We start from the raw sequence: 21409 nt of genomic DNA on the forward strand, positions 1-21409 counted from the left end.
TCCGGCTCTGCGTCACCACCCAAGTGGGGGGCCCCCCCGGCCTGGCCCGGGGGCGGCCCGCCGTCCTGTGTCGCACCGCCCTGGTGCCAGGGCCGCTCCGTCACCGTCACGCCCGTCCCGTCACCGTCACAGCCGTCCCGTCACCGTCACGGCTGTCCCGCCGCCGTCACGGCTGTCACCGTTACGCGGGTCTTCCGTCACAGCCGTTCAACAGCCGCTCCCCGCTGCTCACTGAGTGTCGTTGACCGGGCACAGGCTGAGTGACCGTCAAGCCGTACGCAGCCCCCGCCGACTCCCCTGGCCGACCCTGCGCACGGCGCCAAGGAGGTGCGCAGAGATGACCGACCGGAGGCTCTGGTCGTACAAGGAGATCGCCGCACATATCCAGGTGCAGCCGGACACCGTGCGCTCGTACCGCAAGCACGGACTGCTGCCGGAGCCGGATCTGGTGGAGGGCGGCAAGCCGTACTGGTTCGCCGATACGGTCAGAGCCTGGGTGGCGCGCCGGCCCGGCCACCGGGGGCGGCGGGAACGGGCGGACTGACCGCCCCGCCACCGTATGCCGTGACCAAGGATCCGTAGATCGTAGGCCCCGCCCGCCAGGGGGCCTACGATCGCGGCATGACGCACCCGATAGCGCAAGAACCGTCGTCGGCGCAGCCGCCCTCGTCCGCCCGGGTCGCGGTGATCGGTGCCGGTGCGATCGGTGGCTACGCGGCCGCCCTCGCCCACTGGGCCGGCCTCGACGTCACCGTGTGCGTACGCAGTGCCGTGGACAGTCTCACCATCGAGACGGGCGGCGAGGTGCGCACGGCGCCGGTACCGATCGCCACCGACCCCGCGCAGGTCACGCCCGTCGACTGGGTGCTGCTGACCACCAAGGCACAGGACACGGCGGGTGCCGAGGGGTGGCTGCGGCGGCTGTGCGGTCCCGGTACGGCCGTGGCGGTGCTGCAAAACGGCGTCGGCCACCAGGAACGGGTCGCCCCGTACGTCCCCGAGGGAACCGAGATCCTGCCGGTCGTGGCGTACATCTCGGCGGAGCGGACGGCGCCCGGCCATATCCGCCATCACATCGCCAGCGAACTGCAGGTACCCGAGGGACCGTTGGCGGAACGGTTCGCCGCGTTGCTGGCGGGCAGCGAACTGACGGTGCGGCCGGTCCGCGACTTCACCACGGCCGCCTGGCGCAAGCTGTTCACCAATCTTGCGGCCAATCCGATCACGGCCCTCCTCCAGCAGCGGATAGGTGTCTTCGCCGACCCAGGGGTGACGGCGCTCGCCCGCGACCTGCTGCGCGAGGCCGCCGCGGTGGCCCGCGCCGAGGGCGCGGACATCGGCGAGCCGGATGTCACGCACACCCTGGAGATCTACGCCATCGCTCCGCCCGACGGCGGCTCCTCGATGCTCTACGACCGCCTCGCGGGCCGCCCCCTGGAGCACGAGTACATCACCGGCGCGGTGGTCCGGGCCGGTGAACGGCACGGCATCGCCACCCCGTTGAACGGGATGCTGCTCGCCCTGCTGCGGGCGGTCGACCACGAGCTGCGGGGCTGAGTTCTCGAAGCTCCCACGGGGCCTTCGAGGCTCTTACGCGGGTCTTCCCGGTTCCTAACGGGGCCTTCGGGGTTCCTACCGGGGCCTTCGGGGTTCCTATCGGGGCGGTGCCGCGGAGCCGCGGATTTCCAGGGAGGGGACCACCATCGGGCGGTCGGCGGGGCGGTCGGGGCGTTCCATACGGGCCAGCAGGCACTGGGCGGCCCGGCGTCCGACGTCGTCGCTGGCGTTGTTGACGGTGGTCAGCCACAGGTGCCGGATGCGGGCGAGAGAGGTGTTGTCGCAGCCGATCAGGGAGAGGTCGCGGGGTACCTCGAGGCCCAGTTCCTGCGCGGCCGACAGTGCGCCGACGGCGGAGATGTCGTTGAACGCGAAGACGGCGGTGGGGCGTTCACGGACCGCGCCTGGGCCCGCGGCCGCGCCCGCGCCGGAACCCGCGCCCGCCTGGCCGCCGAGCATGCGGACGGCCGCCCGGTAGCCGCCGTCCTCGGTTGCGTCGCTCGCCTCGACCGTCATCTCCTCGCCGAGCCCGTGCTCGCGCATCGCCGCCTCGAAGCCGCGCCGACGCAGTGCGCCGACGCTTCCTTGGCCGGCGATATGGGCGATCCGGCGGTGGCCGAGCCCGATGAGGTGCTCGGTGGCGAGCCGGGCGCCGCGTTCGTCGTCGTTGGCGACGGTGTCCACCCGTGGCAGCCGCGGTTCGTGGCTGCCCGCGACGACGGTCGGCAGCCGCTCGGCCACCTCGCCGAGCGCGGCGGTGTCGGGCAGGGTGCCCACCGCGACCAGCCCGTCCACCCGCAGTTCCAGGAACGCGCGGGTGAAATCCTCGCCGGTACGGCGGTTGAGCCGCCCGTCCGCCATCAGCATGCGCAGGCCATGGGCGTGCAGCACGGAGTTCAGGCCGTCCAGGAGCTCGACGAACCAGGGGTTACGCATGTCGTTCAGCAGCACGCCGACGGTGTGGGTACGGCGCGCCACCAGGCTGCGGGCGGCGGCGTTGGGCCGGTAGCCGAGCTCGTCGATCGCCGCCAGGACGGCCTGCCGCTTGGCGTCGCTGACCCGCGGCGAGCCCTGCAGGACGAGGGAGACCAGCGACTTGGAGACGCCGGCGCGCTCGGCAACGCCGCGGATGGTCGGGGGGCGGTCCGCGGGCCGCGGGTTGGACCGTTCCATGAGCGGGATCCTTCCATCGGCTCAGGTTGGCGTCAACGCGCGCGCCTGCGTCGCCCGATTGCCCTTTACCGCGGAGGTTCGCAGGGGTTGACATGCAGACATCCGGACATGCAGGGTGCCGGAAACGACGCATTGGACCGTTCCAAATCCCGTTTCCCCTTCCGTTTCCGGATGCTGTTCCAGTTGCTGTTCCAGTTTTGCTGCTCCGGTTGCTGTTCCCACGTCCGTTCCCAAGGCCGTTCCCACGTCCGTTCCCAAGGCCGTTCCCACGTCCGTTCCCACGGCCGCTTGCTCCCCCCTTCGCACCGCCGCTTCACCAGCCATTCCCCCCAACCTGGAAGGACCCGACCATGAAGATCGGCCTGATCGGAACCGGGCGCATCGGCGCGTTCCATGCCGCGACCCTCCAGAACGTCCCGGGCGTCACCGGCCTCGTCGTCGCGGACGCGGACACCGCGCGTGCCGTCTCGCTGGCCGAGTCGCTCGGCGTACAGGCGGCCGCGAGTGTCCAGGAGATGTACGCGGACGGCCTGGACGGCGTGGTGATCACGGCCGCGACCAGCGCACATGCCGCGCTCATCCATCAGGCCCTGGACGCGGGGGTGCCGGTGTTCTGCGAGAAGCCGGTGGCGCTGGACGTGCCCGGCACCATCGGCGTGGTGGAGCGGGCGCAGGCCGGAACCGTGCCCGTGCAGATCGGCTTCCAACGGCGTTTCGACGTGGGCTACCGCGCCGCCCGCGAGGCGCTGCTCTCCGGCGAACTGGGCTGGCTGCACACTCTGCGCGCCTGCACCAGTGACGGGACGCCGCCGCCGGCCGGCTATATCCCCACCTCCGGCGGGCTGTTCCGGGACTGCTCCATCCATGACTTCGACATCCTGCGCTGGCTGACCGGCCGCGAGGTCGTCTCGGTCTACGCCCAGGGCGCCAACCGCGGCGCGTCCTTCTTCGCCGACGGCGATGACGTCGACACCTGCGCGGCGCTGCTGCGGTTCGACGACGACACCCTCGCGACCGTCACCGCGACCCGCTACAACGGTGCGGGCCACGATGTACGGCTGGAGGTCTGCGGCTCCGAGGGCGCCCGTTTCGTGGGCCTCGACGACCGCGCACCGCTGCCGTCGGCGGAGCCGGAGCTGTCGTGGCGGCGGTCGGCCACCCCGTACGCCACGTTCATGGAGCGCTTCCACGACGCGTACGTCACCGAGCTGGGCGTCTTCACCGAGGTCGCGGCGGGCCGGGCGGCGAACCCCTGCTCGCCCGCCGAGGCGCTGGAGGCGCTGTATGTCGCCGAGGCATGCGAACGCTCCCGGCGGACCGGCGAGCCGGTCGCCGTTGCAGACGTCCGCGCCGTCGCCGGGGCCGTCGAAGGAGCCGTCGGCGAGGCCGCGGACGGCAGCGGCGGTACGGCGCCGGGCGCGTGACCGACCCCGGTGTCATAGGCCTCGGGGCGCTGGTGCTCGCCGCGCTGCTGGCGGGGGTCTCGAAGACCGCCGTCAGCGGCGTGGGCGCGCTCAGCGTCGCACTGTTCGCGGCCGTACTCCCCGCCAAGGAGTCCACCGGCGCGCTGTTGCCGCTGCTCCTCGTCGGCGACGTGCTGGCCGTCCGCGCCTACCGTCGGCACGCCGACTGGCCCGCCCTGCTGCGGCTGTTGCCGTCGGTGGCGGCGGGCGTCCTGCTCGGCGCCGTTTTCGTCGCCCGGACCGATGACACGGTCGTCCGCCGCACCATCGGCGCGCTGCTGCTGACGATCGTGCTGCATCACCTGTGGCGGCGGGCGCGGGAGCGGCGCCAGGTCACGCCCGCGGACGGCGCGATGCCCGCGCCCGCCCGCCGCCAACGGCCCGTACCGGCCCGGCTCCTACGGGCACCGCGCCGGCAGCCACCGCACGGGCAGCCACCACTCGTACAGCCACCGCCCGTACCGGCCCCGCACGTTCAGGCACCGCACCTTCAGGCACCGCACGTTCAGGCACCGCACCTTCAGGCGCTGCTCTTCGGTCTGGTCGCCGGTTTCGCCACCATGGTCGCCAACGCGGGCGGCCCTGCCATGTCGCTCTATCTGCTCACCTCCGGTTTCTCCATGCTCGTGTTTCTGGGCACCGGTGCGTGGTTCTTTTTGCTCGTCAATCTCTTCAAGCTGCCGTTCAGCATCGCGCTGGGCCTGATCACGCCCCGCGCCCTGGCACTGGACGCGGCGCTCGCACTCGCCGTACTCGTCGGCGCGGTCGTCGGACGGGCGTGCGTGCACCGCATCGACCAGGCCCTCTTCGAACGGCTGGTACTGGCTTTCACCACCCTCTCCAGCCTCAACCTGCTGCTTTCCTAAGGGAGTTGACCCATCAGGCCAACTCCACCCGCCAGTTGTTGGCCCGCATCAGATGTCCCTTGGGGTACTCGATTTCGCACTCCTCCCTGAAGCCGAATCCCGCCTTCCGGCACACGGCGTTGGACGCGGAGTGCGCCACCGAAGGAAAGGCGTGCAGATGCCGGTGCCGCCCCGTGGCCCTGGCCACGGTGATGACCTCCCGTGCCGCGGCCGCCGCAATACCCCGCCCCTGGAACTCGGGCAGCACGCCCCATCCCGTCTCGTACGCCCGCTCGCCCCGCCAGGTCAGCTCCCAGTAGCCGACCGATCCGACCACCGTCTCCCCCGCACGGTCCTCCGGTCTGCCGTCCCCCGACGCGCCGTCCGCCGTCTCGTCCGCCTCCGTCAGCACCATCCGGAACATCCGTCCCGCCCCGTCGAGTCCGAGATACCGCCCGTGCCGGGCGACCAGCTGCGCCTCGGTCTCCGGGCCGCCGAGATGCTCGGTCATCTCCGGCGTGTTGAGCCTGCGCAACAGGTCGATGTCGTCCGCCGTCCACTCCTCGATCCGCACCCGGGGTGCGCCTGTTCCCCTCGTCATGCAGTCAACGGTAGGACCTGCCACTGACAATCAGCCGCCACTGGGCCAGCGGGCCACGGGCCCGCCCCCTGGAGTCGGCAAGGATGGCGAATCCGCTGGTCAGCGGCCTTGTCGCGGCTGTCGCCCGGACCCCCGAGCAGTCACCGGGCCCGGTCCGGCGCCCCCTGGCGGGCGGCTACCCCGGCACATCCCCCGCGGCCGTTCGCCCCGTTATCGCCCCCCTCGCCCGCACCCTTCGGCGCCTCGCCCGCCTCCGCCCCGCCGTCCTCCTCGGCCGGTACCCGCATGGCACGGCGGCGGGACACCCACTGGATGCCCGTACCCACCGCGGCCACCGCACAGGAGACGCCGATGCCGATGCCCGCCGCGTAGAGCGGATCGCCCGCGGCGGCGCTGCCCATGTAGCCGAGGCCGACCGAGTAGGCCGCCCACAGCGCCTCGGCGAAGCCCGCGCCGATCACGTACTTGCGCAGGGGGTAGCGCAGGACTCCGGAGGCCAGGGCGCCGGCGATCCGGCCGCTGGGCAGGAACCGTACGCCGATCACAAAGGGCAGGCCGTAGCGCTGGATGTGGGTGGAGGTCCACTCCAGCAGTGCCCGGCGGCGGGGGCGGCGCTGCATCCAGGACCGTACGGGCCCGCCGAACCGCCGCGCGAGGAGATACATCAGGACGTCCCCCAACAGCGCGCTGCCCGCGACGACCAGCAGGATCAGGGGGAGGAACGCCTCACCCCGGGAGGCGAGTACTCCGGCTGTGACAAGCAACGCCGAGTTGGGGACCAGCGGTGGCAGGGTGGTGAGTACCAGCAGGCCGTAGGCGAATACGTCCATCCGGCCGCCTCCTCGGCTTTGCCCCGAGTCCGTACCCCAAGGCTGACGCGTGGCGGGGTGTACGGCAACGCGTGGCGGGTCAGGGTTGGATACATACCCCCTAGGGGTATACAGTGAGTACTGGGAGGCGCCGGCCATCATCGGTGGCCCTCCCGGCCTTTCGGCACCGGCACCGCGCGGGACAGACGGAACACAGAGAACGCGCGGCACGCACCGAACACACAGCGCACATCGGCACCACGAGGAGAATTCCATGACTGCCACGTCTGCCACCCCTGACGCGACCGCCGCCCCGGCGAACGGCTCCTGCTGCACCTCCGAGGGCTCCTGCCACCCGGACACCGGTGGCGCCACGCAGACCGGCGAGGTGACCACCACGTACAAGGTCGCCGGCATGACCTGTGGCCACTGCGAGGGGGCCGTCGCGTCCGAGATCGACGAGATCGAGGGAGTGACCTCGGTGCAGGCGGTTGCGGCCACCGGGCTGGTCACCGTCACCTCGGCCGGCGCCCTCGACGACGAGGCCGTGCGCGCGGCCGTCGACGAGGCCGGCTACGAGCTCGCAGGCCGAGCCTGACACCGCACCAACGGTCTGCGGGCGCGAACTTTCACATAGCTCTCACAACTGACACAACACCCATACGGCGACGCACCGATCTCCAGCTCGTAACCCTTGACCGCATTCGTCCTTTATGGCAAGAGACCCAGATCACACTCATGGGAACGTAACCATTGAGGGGGGTCGTGAGTCTAACCGGGCAGTGCAGGCACCCCGGTGGGGCCTGCACTGCACAGGCCGTGCAGATCTTGGGGGATCGAGTGCGGCTACGCGTGGCCGGGGCGACGCGCCCGGGGAGCTTTGAGCGGCCCTCCCGAATGTGCGCGTCCCGGTCAGATCGCGGTGCAACCCGGAACGCCCGGACGGATCCCGTGGGGGGAATCCAATCCGGGACATGGGAAGCGCCCCGCGCTCTGGACCCGTGGGGGGATCCGGAGGCGGGGCGCTTTCGTTTCTGCGCGCGGGGCCGGCCGTCAGGGCGGGGCCGTCAGCGCTCCTCGACGGGCACGAAGTCGCGCTCGACGACGCCGGTGTAGATCTGCCGCGGGCGGCCGATGCGGGAACCGGGCTCCTTGATCATCTCGTGCCACTGGGCGATCCAGCCGGGCAGCCGGCCGAGCGCGAAGAGCACGGTGAACATCTCGGTCGGGAAGCCCATGGCCCGGTAGATCAGGCCGGTGTAGAAGTCGACGTTCGGGTAGAGCTTGCGCGAGACGAAGTAGTCGTCGGAGAGCGCGTGCTCCTCCAGCTTGAGGGCGATGTCCAGCAGCTCGTCGGACTTGCCGAGCGCGGAGAGGACGTCGTGCGCCGCCGCCTTGATGATCTTCGCCCGGGGGTCGAAGTTCTTGTAGACGCGGTGCCCGAAGCCCATGAGCTTCACGCCGTCTTCCTTGTTCTTCACCTTGCGGATGAAGGAGTCGACGTCACCGCCGTCGCGCTGGATGCCCTCGAGCATCTCCAGCACGGACTGGTTGGCGCCGCCGTGCAGGGGGCCCCACAGGGCATTGATACCGGCCGAGATCGAGGCGAAGAGGTTCGCCTGCGAGGAGCCGACCAGGCGCACCGTGGAGGTCGAGCAGTTCTGCTCGTGGTCCGCGTGCAGGATCAGCAGCTTGTCCAGGGCGCCGACCACGACCGGGTCGAGGTCGTATGCGGCGGCGGGCACCGAGAAGGTCATCCGCAGGAAGTTCTCGACGTACCCGAGGTCATTGCTCGGGTAGACGACCGGGTGGCCGACCGACTTCTTGTAGGCGTACGCCGCAATCGTCGGAAGCTTGGCCAGCAGCCGGATCGTGGAGATATGGCGCTGCTGATCGTCGAAGGGGTTGTGGCTGTCCTGGTAGAAGGTCGACAGCGCGCTGACGACCGACGACAGCATCGCCATCGGGTGGGCGTCCCGGGGGAAGCCGTCGTAGAAGCGCTTGACGTCCTCGTGCAGCAGGGTGTGGTACGTAATGTCCTGCTTGAAGGCCGACAGCTCATCGACGGTGGGCAGCTCACCGTTGATCAGGAGGTATGCGGTCTCGACGAACGTGCTGCGCTCTGCGAGCTGCTCGATCGGATACCCGCGGTAACGAAGAATTCCCTGTTCACCATCGAGATAGGTGATCGCGGATTTGTATGCCGCGGTGTTGCCGTAACCGGAATCCAGGGTCACCAGACCGGTCTGGGCGCGCAGCTTCGAGATGTCGAAGCCCTTGTCGCCGACGGTGCTGTCGACGACCGGGTAGCTGTATTCGCCGTCCCCGTAACGCAGTACTACAGAGTTGTCGCTCACGTCATCCCTCACCGACGTTGTGCCTCTTCTTCGAGGTGCCCTGACTGCCTATACCTTCCCCCATTTGGACCTTGGATGTGCACTCGGGGTCGGCCATAGGGCCCAGTCGCGGCACTCAGTGCCGCATTGGTGTCCATCCTGCCCCCCTTCGCCCTGATTGGGAAAGAGGAGTGACATCACATCGCAGCGGCGAGCCGGTGATCGAGCGCCGTACACCGCCGACCGGCGGATACGGTGCGCACGGCCTGCCCCAGAGCCTTCCGGGAGCCGACCAGCACCACCAAGCGTTTCGCCCGGGTTACGGCGGTATACAGCAGATTGCGCTGGAGCATCATCCACGCTCCGGTCGTGACCGGAATCACCACCGCTGGATACTCACTACCCTGCGAGCGGTGGATCGTCACGGCATACGCGTGTGCCAATTCGTCCAGTTCATCGAAGTCGTAGGGGACCTCCTCGTCCTCGTCGGTGAGCACCGTCAGCCGCTGGTCGTCGGTGTTCAGGTCCGTGACGACGCCCACCGTGCCGTTGAAGACGCCGTTGCGGCCCTTGTCGTAGTTGTTTCGGATCTGGGTGACCTTGTCGCCCACGCGGAAGACCCGGCCGCCGAACCGGCGCTCGGGCAGATCGGGGCGGGCCGGGGTGACGGCCTGCTGGAGCAGGCCGTTCAGAGTGCCCGCACCGGCCGGGCCGCGGTGCATCGGGGCCAGCACCTGGACGTCGCGGCGCGGGTCGAGCCCGAACTTCGCCGGGATCCGCCGCGCCACCACATCGACCGTCAGCCGCCCGGCCTCCTCGCCGTCCTCCTCGACGAAGAGGAAGAAGTCCTTCAGTCCGGTCGTCAGGGGCGGCACCCCCGAGTTGATGCGGTGCGCATTGGTCACCACTCCGGACTGCTGCGCCTGGCGGAAGATCCTGGTCAGCCGTACGGACGGCACCGGGCCCGCCTCGGCCAGCAGATCCCGCAGCACCTCGCCCGCGCCCACCGAGGGCAGCTGGTCGACATCGCCCACCAGCAGCAGATGGGCGCCGGGCGGCACCGCCTTGACGAGCTTGTTGGCCAGCAGCAGGTCCAGCATCGACGCCTCGTCGACGACCACCAGATCGGCGTCCAGCGGCCGCTCGGCGTCATAGGCGGCGTCCCCGCCGGGCTTGAGTTCCAGCAGGCGGTGGACCGTGGAGGCCTCCGCCCCGGTCAGCTCCGAGAGCCGCTTGGCCGCCCGGCCGGTGGGCGCCGCCAGCACCACCTTGGCCTTCTTGGCGCGGGCCAGTTCCACCACGGACCGGACCGTGAAGGACTTGCCGCAGCCGGGCCCGCCGGTGAGCACCGCGACCTTCTGCGTCAGCGCCAGCCGCACCGCCGCCTGCTGTTCCGGCGCCAGCTCGGCCCCCGTACGCCGGGCGAGCCATGCCAGCGCCTTGTCCCAGTCCACGTCCCGGAACGCCGGCATCCGGTCCTCGCCGCCGCGCAGCAGCCGGGTCAGCCGCCCGGCCAGCGAGATCTCCGCACGGTGGAACGGCACCAGATAGACGGCGGTGACCGGCTCACCGTCGCTGCCGGGCACCTGCTCGCGGACCACGCCCTCGGGGTCGGCGGCCAGCTCCGCCAGGCAGTCGATGACCAGGCCGGTGTCCACCTGGAGCAGCTTGACCGCGTCCGCGATCAGCTGCTCCTCGGGCAGGAAGCAGTGCCCCTGGTCCGTCGACTGCGACAGCGCGTACTGCAGGCCCGCCTTGACCCGGTCCGGGCTGTCGTGCGGAATGCCCACGGACTGCGCGATGCGGTCGGCCGTCAGGAAGCCGATGCCCCAGACGTCGGCGGCCAGGCGGTAGGGCTGGTTGCGGACGACGGAGATGGAGGCGTCGCCGTACTTCTTGTAGATCCGCACCGCAATGGACGTCGAGACGCCGACGCCCTGGAGGAAGACCATCACCTCCTTGATGGCCTTCTGCTCCTCCCACGCCGCGCCGATCATCTTCGTCCGCTTGGGGCCCAGGCCCGGCACCTCGATGAGCCGCTCGGGCTCCTTCTCGATGACATCGAGCGTGTCCGTGCCGAAGTGCTCGACGATGCGGTCGGCGATCCGCGGGCCGATGCCCTTGATGAGCCCGGAGCCCAGATAGCGGCGAATGCCCTGAATCGTGGCCGGCAGGACGGTGGTGTAGTTCTCGACCGTGAACTGCTTGCCGTACTGCGGGTGGGAGCCCCAACGCCCCTCCATCCGCAGCGACTCCCCCGGCTGCGCCCCCAGCAACGCCCCGACAACGGTGAGGAGATCGCCCGCGCCGCGGCCGGTGTCGACCCTCGCGACCGTGTAGCCGCTCTCCTCATTGGCGTAGGTGATCCGCTCGAGGACCCCTTCCACCACCGATGCGTTGACCATGCCCCGACCGTACCGCCAGGGTCTGACAACGCGTCCGGCCGCAGCGGGTCCTTGGGCGCGATCGAGGGGCCCGCCTGATGGCCGGGCCCCTCGATTCCCCCCCTTCTCGCCGGCCTCCGGATCCCCCCGGTTCCGCCCCCGTTGAGGCCGACGCCAGCTATGACCTTCCTGAGCCGCCAACGGTTGCGCATCCGCTGAGTTAATTCCCGGCTACCGGAGGTGGCCTTCGGGGGTGCCCTTCGAAAGGCCTTCGGAGGTGGCCCGAGAGGGTTGGCCACAAGGGGCGCTTTCGGAGGTGGCGTGCGGGTAAGCGGCCAGGGTCACCCGACGTGCGCTGCGAAGCGGTTCACGATCTCGGCCAGCACCTCCGCCCCGTCCCGTGCCCACAGCGCCGGGCTGAAGATCTCGACCTCGATGGGACCCCGGTAGCCGGCCGCGTCCACCCGTTCCCGGAACCAGCGCAGATCCACGGACCCGTCGCCGAGCTGCCCGCGCCCCAGCAGGACCCCCTCGGGCAGCGGGGTGACCCAGTCGGCCAGCTGGAAGGCGGCGATGCGCGGGCCGCCCCCGCCCGCACCGCCCGCACGGGCGATCCCCGCGCCGACCGTGTCGTCCCACCACAGGTGGTAGGTGTCCACCACCACGCCCACCTGGTCGACGGGGAACCGTTCGGCCAGGTCGAGGGCCTGGGCGAGCGTGGAGACCACGCAGCGGTCCGCCGCGTACATCGGGTGCAGCGGTTCGATCGCCAGCCGTACGCCCCGTTCGGCGGCGTACGGCGCCAACTCCGCGAGCGCCTCGGCGATCCGCTCCCGGGCGCCGGCCAGATCGCGGCTGCCGGGCGGCAGGCCGCCGGAGACCAGGACCAGGGTGCCGGTGCCGAGGGCCGCGGCCTCCTCGATGGCCGCCCGGTTGTCCGCCAGGGCGGCCGCGCGCTCCCCGGGGTCCTCGGCGGTGAAGAACCCGCCGCGGCACAGGCTGGTCACCTCGAGCCCGGTGTCCCGTACGAGCCTGGCGGCCGCCGCCACCCCGTAGTCCTGCACCGGCGCGCGCCACAGGCCCACGCCCCCTACGCCCGCCCGCGCACACCCGTCCGCCAGCTCCGGAAGGGACCACTGCCTGAGGGTCTCCTGATTGAGGCTCAGCCGGGAGAGCGGCCCGTCGTCGTCCTGGTTGCGGCGGCCGGGGGTGCCGTCGGCGCTCATGTGCCCTCCATCCCGAACACCGCGAGCAGCTTGGCCATCCGGGCGGCGGCGAGCTCTCCGTCGGGGAACAGGCCCAGCCCGTCGGCCAGTTGGTAGGCGCGCCGCAGATGCGGCAGCGAGCGGGCCGCCTGGAGGCCGCCGACCATGCTGAAGTGCGACTGGTGCCCGGCGAGCCAGGCCAGCAGGACGACGCCGGTCTTGTAGTAGCGGGTGGGCGCCTGGAAGAGGTGCCGGGAGAGGGCGACGGTCGGGTCCAGGGCCGCCCGGAAGCCCGCCCGGTCCCCGCCGTCCAGGAGGCGTACGGCCTCGGCGGCCAGAGGGGCCAGCGGGTCGAAGATGCCCAGCAGCGCATCGCTGAAGCCGTGGTCGTCGCCCGCGATCAGCTCGGGGTAGTGGAAGTCGTCGCCGGTGTAGCAGCGCACGGACGTGGGCAGCCGGCGGCGCAGCCGCACCTCGCGTCCGGCGTCCAGGAGGGAGACCTTGACGCCGTCCACCTTGCCCGGATGGTCCGCGATGAGGTGGACGAGGGTGTCCGTGGCGGCGTCGAGGTCCGTGCTGCCCCAGTAGCCCTCCAGGGCCGGGTCGAACATGGGGCCCAGCCAGTGGAGGATGACCGGTCCGGCCGCCTGGCGCAGCAGGTGGCCGTAGAGCTCCGCATAGTCGTCGGGTCCGGTGGCGGCCGCGGCGAGCTGCCGGGACGCCATCAGGACAGGGCGGCCGCCGGCGTCCTCGACGAGCCCGAGCTGTTCCTCGTACGCGGCCCTGACATCCTCCAGGAAAGCGCCGTGGGGCGGGAGTTGGTCGGTGCCGACACCGCAGGCCAGCCGGCCGCCGACGGTGCGCGCCTCGGCGGCGGAGCGGCGGATCAGCTCGGCGGCGGCCGGCCAGTCCAGGCCCATCCCGCGTTGCGCGGTGTCCATCGCCTCGGCCACCCCCAGGCCGTGCGACCACAGGTGGTGGCGGAAGGCGAGGGTGGCGTCCCAGTCGAGGGCGGCGGGTCCGTCGGGGGTGGTGTCGGCGCGCGGGTCGGGGACCACATGGGCGGCGGCGAAGACCGTACGGGAGCCGGCCGTCGGCATCACAGGGCCACTTCCGGAACGTCCAGGCGGCGGCCCTCGGCCGACGACTTCAGGCCGAGTTCGGCGAGCTGGACGCCCCGGGCCCCCGCCGCAAGATCCCAGTGCCAGGGCTCGTCGCGTACGACATGCCGCAGGAACAGCTCCCACTGCGCCTTGAAAGCGTTGTCGAACTCGGCATTGTCGGGGACCTCTTGCCACTGCTCGCGGAACCGCTCGGACGCCGGGACGTCCGGATTCCACACCGGTTTGGGGGTACTGGAGCGGTGCTGGACGCGGCAGCCGCGCAGCCCGGCGACGGCCGAGCCCTCGGTGCCGTCCACCTGGAACTCCACCAGTTCGTCGCGGTGCACCCGTACCGCCCAGGAGGAGTTGATCTGCGCGACGGTCCCGCCGGCCAGCTCGAAGATGCCGTACGCGGCGTCGTCGGCGGTGGCGTCGTACGGCGTGCCCGACTCGTCCCAGCGGCGCGGGATGTGCGTGGTGATGTGCGCCTGGACGGTCCTGACCGGCCCGAACAGCTCGTGCAGGACGTATTCCCAGTGCGGGAACATATCGGCCGCGATGCCGCCGCCGTCCGCGGCGCGGTAGTTCCAGGAGGGGCGCTGCGCCGGCTGCCAGTCACCCTCGAAGACCCAGTAGCCGAACTCGCCCCGTACGGACAGGATGCGGCCGAAGAATCCGCCCTCCACCAGGCGGCGGAGTTTGCGCAGTCCGGGCAGGAAGAGCTTGTCCTGGACGACGCCGTGTTTGACGCCGGCGTCCCGCGCCGCCCTGGCCAGCTCCAGGGCGCCCGACAGCCCGGTGGCGGTGGGCTTTTCGACGTACAGGTGCTTGCCGGCAGCAATCGCTTTCTTCACCGCCTCCTCGCGGGCGGCGGTCACCTGGGCGTCGAAGTAGATGTCGATGCTGTCGTCGGCCAGTACGGCGTCGAGGTCGCAGCTCCAGTCCTGGAGGCCGTGCCGTTCGGCCAGGGCCCGCAGCTTGTGCGCGGAGCGCCCGACGAGGACGGGTTCGGGCCAGATCACCGTCCCGTCCCCGAGGTCGAGGCCGCCTTGTTCTCGCAGGGCGAGGAGGGAGCGGACCAGATGCTGGCGGTGGCCCATGCGTCCGGTCACGCCGTTCATGGCGATGCGTACGGTCGTGCGTGTCACGGTCCGGCCTCTCTCGTGCGGTGCGGGATGGGATGCGGGATGTGCGTGAGGTTCGTGCTGACCTAGCAAGCGCTTTCTACCGCGAGGGACGCTAGCCTGCGCGGCGAAACACCAACAAGGGGCGGGCATGGGGCGGGGCATGAGGGCGGGGCGCATGGGGCGGGACATGGGGAGAAGCCGATGACGGTCACGCTGGCGGATGTGGCGGCGCGCGCCGGGGTGTCGGCGGCGACCGTCTCGCGGGTGCTCAGCGGCAATTACCCGGTGGCCGAAAGCACCCGCAGCCGGGTGCAGCGTGCCGTCGAGGAGCTGGAGTACGTGGTCAACGGCCCGGCGAGCGCGCTGGCCGCGGCCAGTTCCGACCTCGTGGGCATCCTGGTGAACGACATCGCCGACCCGTTCTTCGGGATCATCGCGGGCGCCCTCCAGGCGGAGCTGAGCGGTGCGGCCGGACCCGGTGGCGAGAAGCTGGCCGTGGTGTGCAATACGGGCGGCTCACCCGAGCGTGAACTGCGGTATCTCACCCTGTTGCAGCGGCAGCGGGCGGCCGCCGTCGTCCTGACCGGCAGCGCCTCACAGGATGCCGGGCATACGCGGACGCTGGCCGCCAGGCTGGCGCGGCTGGCCGGCGGAGGCACCCGTATCGTGCTCTGCGGCCGCCCGGCGGACATGTCGCGGGGCGTCGGGGACACCCCCGCGCTCACCACCCTGGCGTTCGACAACCGGGGCGGCGCCCGGCAGCTGACGGCACATCTGATCGGCCTCGGGCACCGCCGGATCGGCTGTGTGGCGGGGCCGGCCGGCCGTACCACCACCGCCGAACGCCTGGCCGGCCATCGCGCCGCGCTCGCCGCGCACGACCTCGAGGACGCGCCGCGGCGCACCGTCCACGGCGCCTACGACCGTGCCTCCGGTTACGACGCCGCGGTGGAACTTCTGCGCCGGGATGCCGGCCTGACGGCGATCGTGGCGGCGAACGACACCGCCGCGCTGGGGGTCTGCGCGGCGCTGCGCGACCAGGGGCGGCGCGTCCCCGAGGACGTGTCCGTCGCCGGATTCGACGATCTTCCCTTCAGCGCGGACGCCGCGCCCGCGCTGACGACCGTCCGGCTGCCGCTGAAGGAGGCCGGGGCGCGGGCGGGCCGGCTGGCGGCGGGGCGCGAGGAACGGCCGCCGGGCGGGCTGGCGACCCTGCGCGCGGAATTGATGGTGCGCGAATCGACCTCCATCGCATACACTTGACTCAGTCAAAGATATGCGGCCGGGGGTTGGCGATGATGACCAGGACAACGAGCGACACGACGCCGAGCGAGACGACGGCGGCCGGGACGGCCACGGGCGGGACGCCGCGGCCGACGGCGGGCGATCCGGCCATCCGCGAGCTGCGCAGATTCAACCGCTTCTACACCAACCTCATCGGCGCGCTGGACTACGGCCGGCATCTCTACACCCCGTACACCCTCACCGAGGCCCGGGTGCTGTACGAGCTCGCCCACCACGAGCGAGTGGATGCCGCCGATCTCCGCTCGTCACTGTCGCTGGATGCGGGCTATCTCAGCCGGCTTCTCGGCAAGTTCGAGGAACGGGAGCTGATCACGCGCGGCAGGTCGGAGCGGGACCCCCGCCGCCAGCGGATCACGCTGACCGACGGCGGCCAGGAGGCGGCCGGTCTGCTGGAGGAGCGCTCGCAGGACGCCGCCGGTTCGCTGCTGCGGCGGCTTCCGGACGCGGACCGGGCGTGTCTGGTCGCCTCGATGCAGACCATCCGCAGGGTGCTCGGCGAGGACCCTGCGCCCACCGGCCCGGCGCCCGAGGTCACGTTGCGCACCAGCAGGCCGGGCGACCTCGGCTGGATGGTGGAGCGCAACGCCGCCCTCTATGCCGCCGAGTACGGCTTCGATCTGAGCTATGAGGCGCTGGTGGCCCGGATCGTCGCGGAGTACGCCGAGGACTTCGACCCGAAGTGGGACCGCACCTGGATAGCGGAGCTGGGCGGCGAGCGGGTGGGCGCCGTGATGTGCGTACGGGACGAGCGCCCCGGGGCGGCCCGGCTGCGGCTGCTGCTGGTCGAGCCCGGCGCCAGGGGCCACGGTGTGGGCCGCCGGCTCGTCGACGCCTGTGTGGAGTTCGCCCGCGCGGCCGGGTACGACGACATGGTGCTGTGGACCAACTCGGTGCTCAGCGCCGCCCGGAGCATCTATCAGCGGGCCGGATTCGAGCTGGTCAGCGAGTCGGAACACCACAGCTTCGGGCAGGACCTGATAGGCCAGGACTGGCGTCTGGTCCTGTGATGCCACGGTGACGCCAGGAACTGCGTAAGAGGCGGCAGAGAAACGGCAGGGGTGTGCGGCATGGGCGCTACGGACGGTGCGGTGCGGTTCGCGTTCTCGACGCTCGGCGTGCCGGGGATGCCGGTGGCCGATGTGCTGCGGCTGGCCACCGGGGCCGGGTATCAGGGCGTGGAGCTGCGCGCGCATCCCGAGGAGCCGGTGCACCCGCTGCTCGGGATGCGGGAACGGGCCGCGGTACGGCGGCAGTTCGCGGACGCCGGTGTGGAGATCCTGGCCGTCGCCGGATATCCGAAGGTCGCCGCTGTCCGGGACGCGGGGGGTGAGGAGGAGCTGGCACAGGAGCTGACCGAGCTGGTGCTGCTTGCCGCCGATCTGGGGGCGCCGTATGTACGGGTCTTCCCCGGTGGCGGCGACCGTCCGGCGGACGAGGCGGAGACGGATGCCGTGCGCCGGCTGGCCGCGGTGGCGCCGCTCGCCCATGCCCGGGGCGTCCGCGTCCTGCTGGAGACCCATGACTCGCACCGTACGGGCGCGGCCGCGGCCCGCATCCTGGACCGGGTGGGGCATCCCCAGGTCGGCGCCCTGTGGGATGTGCTGCACAGCTGGCTCGGCGGCGAGCGGCCCGCGGACACCCATACCGCGCTCGCCCCGTATCTGGGCTATACCCAGGTCAAGGATGTCGCCTCGGCGCAGAACACCTCTCCCCTGCCGCTCGGCGCGGGCCGGCTGCCGCTCGCGGACGTCCTGGCCGCGCTCGGGAACGGCGGCGGCCCCGGCGGCTGGCTCTGCTGGGAGTACGAGAGGCGCTGGTACCCGCAGGCGGCCGGGCTCCCCGCCCTCCTGGCCGCGGGCCGTGCCCACCTCCAGCGGCTTCTTGCGGCCGCCCCGGCGCCCTGACCCGCTCCCGACCGGCCGCACGGGCCCGGCCTCCCGCCCCCCTCACACATCCCCCGCTGCCCCGCAATCCCTGGGCGCCACCACGTTCCGAGTCATTGACCGGCAGTAGTTTTCCGGCTATCCGTGTCTCCTTGGAAGTTTCCTTCACTTCGCCGAGGAAGCCCTCCGGAAGGAGCGCACATGCACTCCAGACGTACCCTCCTGACCAGCGCCGCGGCCGCCGCGGCCGCCGCCTGCGCCACCGGCGCCGCCCCCGGGCAGGCCGCCGGGGCCACCATCGGGCGCCAGTTGACCTCCCCCTCCACCGCCCCCACCCCGGACACCGAGGGCCGGCTGCGCCGGCTCATCTCCCGTATGGCGCCGGAGGAAAAGGTCGGCCAGCTGTTGGTGATGCGCTTCTACGGGCACTCCGCGACCGACCCCGACCCGGCCGATGTCGAGGCGAACCAGAAGGAGATCGGGGTCGCCAACGCCGCCGAACTGATCGCCAAGTACCACGTCGGCGGCATCATCTACTTCGGCTGGGCACACAACACCCGCGAGCCGCACCAGATCGCCGACCTCTCCAATGGCATCCAGAAGGCCGGCGCCGCGCAGCGCGTGCCCGTACCGCTGCTGATCTCCACGGACCAGGAACACGGCATAGTGACCCGGATCGGCGCGCCCGCCACGCTCTTCCCGGGCGCGATGGCGCTCGGCGCGTCCGGCTCGCGTGAGGATGCCCGTACGGCGGCCCGGATCGCGGGCGAGGAGCTGTATGCGATGGGCATCCGGCAGGACTACGCGCCGGACGCGGACGTCAATGTCAACGCCGCCAACCCGGTCATCGGGGTGCGTTCCTTCGGCGCCGACCCGCAGGCCGTGGCACGGCTGGTCGCCGCCGAGGTGAAGGGCTATCAGGGCGCCGGGGTCGCGGCCTGCGCCAAGCACTTCCCCGGGCACGGCGACACCGACACCGACAGCCATGTCGGGCTGCCGTACATCCACCACAGCGCCGAGGAGTGGGCGCGGCTGGACGCGCCGCCGTTCCAGGCCGCGATCGCCGCCGGGATCGATTCGATCATGACGGCGCACATCGTCGTCCCTTCCTTCGACGCCAGCGAGGACCCGGCCACGCTCTCCCGCCCGATCCTCACGGGCATCCTGCGCGAACGCCTCGGCTACAACGGTGTGGTGGTGACGGATTCGCTCGGCATGGAGGGCGTACGGGTGAAGTACGGCGACGCCCGCGCGCCGGTCCTGGCCCTCAAGGCCGGTGTCGATCAGCTCCTCAACCCACCGGACATCGCCGTCGCGCACGGCGCCGTCCTCAAGGCGCTGCAGGAGGGTGAGCTGTCCTGGCCGGATATCGATGCCAAGCTGCTGCGCATCCTGCTGCTGAAGGACCGGCGCGGGCTCTTCACCAACCCCTACACCACTCAGGAGGCGGTGGACCGGGTGGTCGGCGTCCGCCGTCATCTCGACACCGCGGACCGTATCGCGGACCGCACCACCACTCTGCTGCGCAATACGGACGGCGTGCTGCCGCTGTCCCGTCGCCGGGAGCGGAAGGTGCTGGTGGCGGGCGTGGACGCGGCCGCGCCGTCGGGCACGGGTGGCCCGCCCACGACGGTCCTGGCGAACACTTTCGGCGAGCTGGGCTTCACGGCCACCGCGCTCTCCACCGGCCTGATGCCGACGCAGACGCTGATCGACCAGGCGGTGGAGGCGCTCCGTGAACGGGACGCGGCCGTGGTGACCACGTACAACGTCACCGCGGACTCGCCCCAGCGGCAGCTGGTCAGCGCGCTGCTGGCCACCGGGAAGCCGGTGGTGCAGCTGGCGGTCCGCAATCCGTACGACATCGCGCAGCTGGACGACGTCAGGGCGGGCCTGGCGAGCTATTCCTGGACGGATGTGGAGCTACGGGCCGCGGCGCGGGTCATCGCCGGGCAGCGGAAACCGACGGGGAGGCTTCCGGTGCCGGTGATGCGGGCGGATGCGCCGGGCACCGTGCTGTATCCGATAGGGCATGGGCTGACGTACTGATACCGGATGGGCCGGAAGGTGCGGTACGGCAAGGGCGCGCCCCCCGTGCGGGGAGCGCGCCCTTGCGTGCTGCTTTCCTGACCGCCTTCAGTCCTTACGGCTGCAGCATGGGCATCCTGCGGATTTCCTGCCGGTCCAGCTTCTTGTCGTACGGGGCCGGTGCGGCGAGCTTGCCGTCCGGGGCCCGGACGCCGGCCCAGTCGAGGAGTTCGGCGGTGGCCTTGGTCCGGTCGGCTTCCTTCAGCTTTGCGATGTTCGAGCCGTGATTGCCGCCGGGCACGGTGAACACATAGGAATTGCGGGCGCCGCTACCGAGTGCGAAATGTTCCGAACTCCACGGGTCGTACTGGCCGTTGACGAACATCATCCGGTTCGCGTGATGACGCACCCAGCGGTCGACATCGGGCATCGCGCGCTTGTCGAAACGCATCGGAATGTCCTTCGGCACAAACGTCCGGGAATTGTTGATACCCGGGTACTTCAGCAGGCCCTCCAGCTGCGGATAGCCATAACCGGGCTCCCCGAGCTGGGTCCCCGCCTGGTAGTAGTACGGCGTGTACGACTCCATGCCCTGGTCGGTGTAGCTCGCGAAGCCGCCGACCTCGTCCATCCACTTCCACAGCTCGTTTGTGGAGACGGTCGGCCCGGGCACCTTGGCGCAGGCGGTCTCGGCCGGCTGGTACTGCCAGAACCCGAACACCAGGTCCGTGACCATGACTTCATAGGCCCGGTCGGCGCTGCCCACCGTCTTGAAGGTCTGCTTTTCCTTTTCCGCCCACGCCTGGAAGCGCTTGACCATCTCCTTGCGACGCACCAGCGTCTCGCGCTCGATGGCGGCGAGGGCGGTGCGGCACTCCGCGGTCCCGACGTTCTTGAAGAACCGGTCGTACGCCGAGTCCTCGTCGTTCTTGACGTCATTGGGCGCGACGTAGGCGACGGTGCCGTTCATGTCGTGCGGGAAGAATCGCCGGTAGTAGGTGGCGGTCATGCCGCCCTTGCTGCCGCCGGTAGCTATCCAGTTCTTGCCGTAAATGCTGTGCAGCGCCCGGAATATACGGTGCTGGTCGTTCGCCGCCTGCTTGATGTCAAGCTTTTTCCAGTCGGTGGGCTTGGGCCGCGACGGGGTGAAATAGCGGTATTCGAGGGAGACTTGATTGCCGTCGATGATCTTCGTCGGCTCGCTGCGGGTGGCTTCGGTGCTGACGTTATAACCGGAGGTGAAGAACACCGTCGGCCGGTCCACCGACTTGTGCAGCACGGTCAGCCGCTGCTGGAAAGTGCCTTCCTCGGGGTGCCGGTGGTCAATCGGCTGGGTGTAATTCAGGACGAAGTAGCGGTAGCCGTCGACCGGCTTCTCTTCGATGAGTTTCATCCCCGGTATGGCGAGGATCCGGTCCTTTATGTCCTTGGTCTTCGGCGCGGCGGCGGTGGCCGCCCCTGCCGTGGCACTGCCGGCTCCTACCGTGCCTATGAGCACGGTGAGCGACAGCAGCCATCTGATGGCCTTGCGCATGGGCCCTCCCCTTGGGATAGCAAAGGTCGGGCCGAACCTATCGGTGGGTCCGGGGC

At 70.9% G+C, this 21409-nt stretch carries 18 protein-coding genes; 9 read left to right on the forward strand and 9 right to left on the reverse strand.

Going from position 1 to position 21409, the window contains the following annotated elements; translation table 11 throughout:
- Nucleotides 1-337: 337 nt before the first annotated feature.
- The gene (locus AB0D04_RS23535; protein WP_362706559.1) at nucleotides 338-544 is read left to right on the forward strand and encodes a MerR family transcriptional regulator; all 207 of its coding nucleotides are present in this window, start codon (nucleotides 338-340) and stop codon (nucleotides 542-544) included.
- A 77-nt stretch (nucleotides 545-621) separates the two neighbouring features.
- The gene (locus AB0D04_RS23540; protein ID WP_362706561.1) at nucleotides 622-1557 is read left to right on the forward strand and encodes a 2-dehydropantoate 2-reductase; all 936 of its coding nucleotides are present in this window, start codon (nucleotides 622-624) and stop codon (nucleotides 1555-1557) included.
- Between the two features lie 96 nt (nucleotides 1558-1653).
- Here the strand turns inward: AB0D04_RS23540 and AB0D04_RS23545 are convergent, their stop codons facing one another.
- Nucleotides 1654-2730, reverse strand: a complete 1077-nt coding sequence (locus AB0D04_RS23545) for a LacI family DNA-binding transcriptional regulator (RefSeq protein ID WP_362706564.1) — start codon at nucleotides 2728-2730, stop codon at nucleotides 1654-1656.
- A 350-nt stretch (nucleotides 2731-3080) separates the two neighbouring features.
- On the opposite strand from AB0D04_RS23545, the gene AB0D04_RS23550 reads away from it, so the two are divergent.
- Together AB0D04_RS23550 and AB0D04_RS23555 are read left to right on the forward strand one after the other, a co-directional pair.
- On the forward strand, nucleotides 3081-4154 hold the full coding sequence (locus AB0D04_RS23550) for a Gfo/Idh/MocA family oxidoreductase (RefSeq protein WP_362706565.1): 1074 nt from the start codon (nucleotides 3081-3083) through the stop codon (nucleotides 4152-4154).
- The gene (locus tag AB0D04_RS23555) at nucleotides 4151-5059 is read left to right on the forward strand and encodes a sulfite exporter TauE/SafE family protein (protein WP_362706567.1); all 909 of its coding nucleotides are present in this window, start codon (nucleotides 4151-4153) and stop codon (nucleotides 5057-5059) included. Before AB0D04_RS23550 ends, AB0D04_RS23555 begins: the two co-directional genes overlap by 4 nt.
- Before the next feature lie 13 nt (nucleotides 5060-5072).
- Here the strand turns inward: AB0D04_RS23555 and AB0D04_RS23560 are convergent, their stop codons facing one another.
- Both AB0D04_RS23560 and AB0D04_RS23565 read right to left on the reverse strand, forming a co-directional pair.
- On the reverse strand, nucleotides 5073-5639 hold the full coding sequence (locus AB0D04_RS23560; RefSeq protein ID WP_362706569.1) for a GNAT family N-acetyltransferase: 567 nt from the start codon (nucleotides 5637-5639) through the stop codon (nucleotides 5073-5075).
- A 140-nt stretch (nucleotides 5640-5779) separates the two neighbouring features.
- Nucleotides 5780-6469 carry a DedA family protein gene (locus AB0D04_RS23565; RefSeq protein ID WP_362706571.1) on the reverse strand — a complete coding sequence of 230 codons (690 nt, stop codon included), beginning with the start codon at nucleotides 6467-6469 and terminating at the stop codon, nucleotides 5780-5782.
- A 253-nt stretch (nucleotides 6470-6722) separates the two neighbouring features.
- Here AB0D04_RS23565 and AB0D04_RS23570 point away from each other — a divergent pair, with 253 nt between their 5' ends.
- Nucleotides 6723-7046 (forward strand): heavy-metal-associated domain-containing protein, encoded by a 324-nt coding sequence (locus tag AB0D04_RS23570; protein WP_362706574.1) that lies wholly within the window; start codon nucleotides 6723-6725, stop codon nucleotides 7044-7046.
- A gap of 469 nt (nucleotides 7047-7515) precedes the next feature.
- Here AB0D04_RS23570 and AB0D04_RS23575 read toward each other — a convergent pair whose 3' ends face one another.
- The 5 genes from AB0D04_RS23575 to AB0D04_RS23595 form a co-directional block, all read right to left on the reverse strand.
- Nucleotides 7516-8805 (reverse strand): citrate synthase, encoded by a 1290-nt coding sequence (locus AB0D04_RS23575; protein ID WP_362706577.1) that lies wholly within the window; start codon nucleotides 8803-8805, stop codon nucleotides 7516-7518.
- 176 nt (nucleotides 8806-8981) lie between these two features.
- A complete protein-coding gene (locus AB0D04_RS23580) occupies nucleotides 8982-11189 on the reverse strand; it encodes an ATP-dependent RecD-like DNA helicase (RefSeq protein WP_362706580.1) in 2208 nt (735 codons plus the stop codon).
- A 320-nt stretch (nucleotides 11190-11509) separates the two neighbouring features.
- On the reverse strand, nucleotides 11510-12394 hold the full coding sequence (locus tag AB0D04_RS23585) for a sugar phosphate isomerase/epimerase family protein (protein ID WP_362706582.1): 885 nt from the start codon (nucleotides 12392-12394) through the stop codon (nucleotides 11510-11512).
- Complete coding sequence (locus tag AB0D04_RS23590) at nucleotides 12391-13473, reverse strand: dihydrodipicolinate synthase family protein (protein WP_362706584.1); 1083 nt, start codon at nucleotides 13471-13473, stop codon at nucleotides 12391-12393. The genes AB0D04_RS23585 and AB0D04_RS23590 overlap by 4 nt, the downstream gene beginning before the upstream one ends.
- Nucleotides 13473-14624, reverse strand: coding sequence for a Gfo/Idh/MocA family oxidoreductase (locus tag AB0D04_RS23595; protein ID WP_362706587.1), 1152 nt, complete (start codon nucleotides 14622-14624; stop codon nucleotides 13473-13475). The genes AB0D04_RS23590 and AB0D04_RS23595 overlap by 1 nt, the downstream gene beginning before the upstream one ends.
- A gap of 180 nt (nucleotides 14625-14804) precedes the next feature.
- On the opposite strand from AB0D04_RS23595, the gene AB0D04_RS23600 reads away from it, so the two are divergent.
- From AB0D04_RS23600 to AB0D04_RS23615, 4 genes are all read left to right on the forward strand, one after another.
- The gene (locus AB0D04_RS23600; RefSeq protein WP_362706590.1) at nucleotides 14805-15866 is read left to right on the forward strand and encodes a LacI family DNA-binding transcriptional regulator; all 1062 of its coding nucleotides are present in this window, start codon (nucleotides 14805-14807) and stop codon (nucleotides 15864-15866) included.
- Between the two features lie 32 nt (nucleotides 15867-15898).
- A complete protein-coding gene (locus tag AB0D04_RS23605; RefSeq protein WP_362706593.1) occupies nucleotides 15899-16915 on the forward strand; it encodes a bifunctional helix-turn-helix transcriptional regulator/GNAT family N-acetyltransferase in 1017 nt (338 codons plus the stop codon).
- A 60-nt stretch (nucleotides 16916-16975) separates the two neighbouring features.
- A complete protein-coding gene (locus tag AB0D04_RS23610) occupies nucleotides 16976-17812 on the forward strand; it encodes a sugar phosphate isomerase/epimerase family protein (RefSeq protein ID WP_362706596.1) in 837 nt (278 codons plus the stop codon).
- A gap of 180 nt (nucleotides 17813-17992) precedes the next feature.
- Entirely contained in the window at nucleotides 17993-19840 is a 1848-nt protein-coding gene (locus tag AB0D04_RS23615) for a glycoside hydrolase family 3 protein (protein ID WP_362706599.1), read from the forward strand.
- Between the two features lie 94 nt (nucleotides 19841-19934).
- Here the strand turns inward: AB0D04_RS23615 and AB0D04_RS23620 are convergent, their stop codons facing one another.
- The gene (locus AB0D04_RS23620; RefSeq protein WP_362706602.1) at nucleotides 19935-21353 is read right to left on the reverse strand and encodes a S28 family serine protease; all 1419 of its coding nucleotides are present in this window, start codon (nucleotides 21351-21353) and stop codon (nucleotides 19935-19937) included.
- Between the last annotated feature and the right edge of the window lie 56 nt (nucleotides 21354-21409).

This window comes from Streptomyces sp. NPDC048483 (assembly GCF_040651455.1).
In the GTDB taxonomy this organism is placed as follows: domain Bacteria; phylum Actinomycetota; class Actinomycetes; order Streptomycetales; family Streptomycetaceae; genus Streptomyces.

Excerpts from the sequence above, each read along its gene's own strand:
- AB0D04_RS23585 (WP_362706582.1), bottom strand. The coding sequence starts at position 12,394 with ATGAGCGCCGACGGCACCCCCGGCCGCCGCAACCAGGACGACGACGGG.
- AB0D04_RS23550 (WP_362706565.1), top strand. The coding sequence starts at position 3,081 with ATGAAGATCGGCCTGATCGGAACCGGGCGCATCGGCGCGTTCCATGCC.
- AB0D04_RS23565 (WP_362706571.1), bottom strand. The coding sequence starts at position 6,469 with ATGGACGTATTCGCCTACGGCCTGCTGGTACTCACCACCCTGCCACCG.
- AB0D04_RS23535 (WP_362706559.1), top strand. The coding sequence starts at position 338 with ATGACCGACCGGAGGCTCTGGTCGTACAAGGAGATCGCCGCACATATC.
- AB0D04_RS23610 (WP_362706596.1), top strand. The coding sequence starts at position 16,976 with ATGGGCGCTACGGACGGTGCGGTGCGGTTCGCGTTCTCGACGCTCGGC.
- AB0D04_RS23620 (WP_362706602.1), bottom strand. The coding sequence starts at position 21,353 with ATGCGCAAGGCCATCAGATGGCTGCTGTCGCTCACCGTGCTCATAGGC.
- AB0D04_RS23605 (WP_362706593.1), top strand. The coding sequence starts at position 15,899 with ATGATGACCAGGACAACGAGCGACACGACGCCGAGCGAGACGACGGCG.
- AB0D04_RS23540 (WP_362706561.1), top strand. The coding sequence starts at position 622 with ATGACGCACCCGATAGCGCAAGAACCGTCGTCGGCGCAGCCGCCCTCG.
- AB0D04_RS23570 (WP_362706574.1), top strand. The coding sequence starts at position 6,723 with ATGACTGCCACGTCTGCCACCCCTGACGCGACCGCCGCCCCGGCGAAC.
- AB0D04_RS23590 (WP_362706584.1), bottom strand. The coding sequence starts at position 13,473 with ATGCCGACGGCCGGCTCCCGTACGGTCTTCGCCGCCGCCCATGTGGTC.
- AB0D04_RS23615 (WP_362706599.1), top strand. The coding sequence starts at position 17,993 with ATGCACTCCAGACGTACCCTCCTGACCAGCGCCGCGGCCGCCGCGGCC.
- AB0D04_RS23545 (WP_362706564.1), bottom strand. The coding sequence starts at position 2,730 with ATGGAACGGTCCAACCCGCGGCCCGCGGACCGCCCCCCGACCATCCGC.
- AB0D04_RS23580 (WP_362706580.1), bottom strand. The coding sequence starts at position 11,189 with ATGGTCAACGCATCGGTGGTGGAAGGGGTCCTCGAGCGGATCACCTAC.
- AB0D04_RS23600 (WP_362706590.1), top strand. The coding sequence starts at position 14,805 with ATGACGGTCACGCTGGCGGATGTGGCGGCGCGCGCCGGGGTGTCGGCG.
- AB0D04_RS23560 (WP_362706569.1), bottom strand. The coding sequence starts at position 5,639 with ATGACGAGGGGAACAGGCGCACCCCGGGTGCGGATCGAGGAGTGGACG.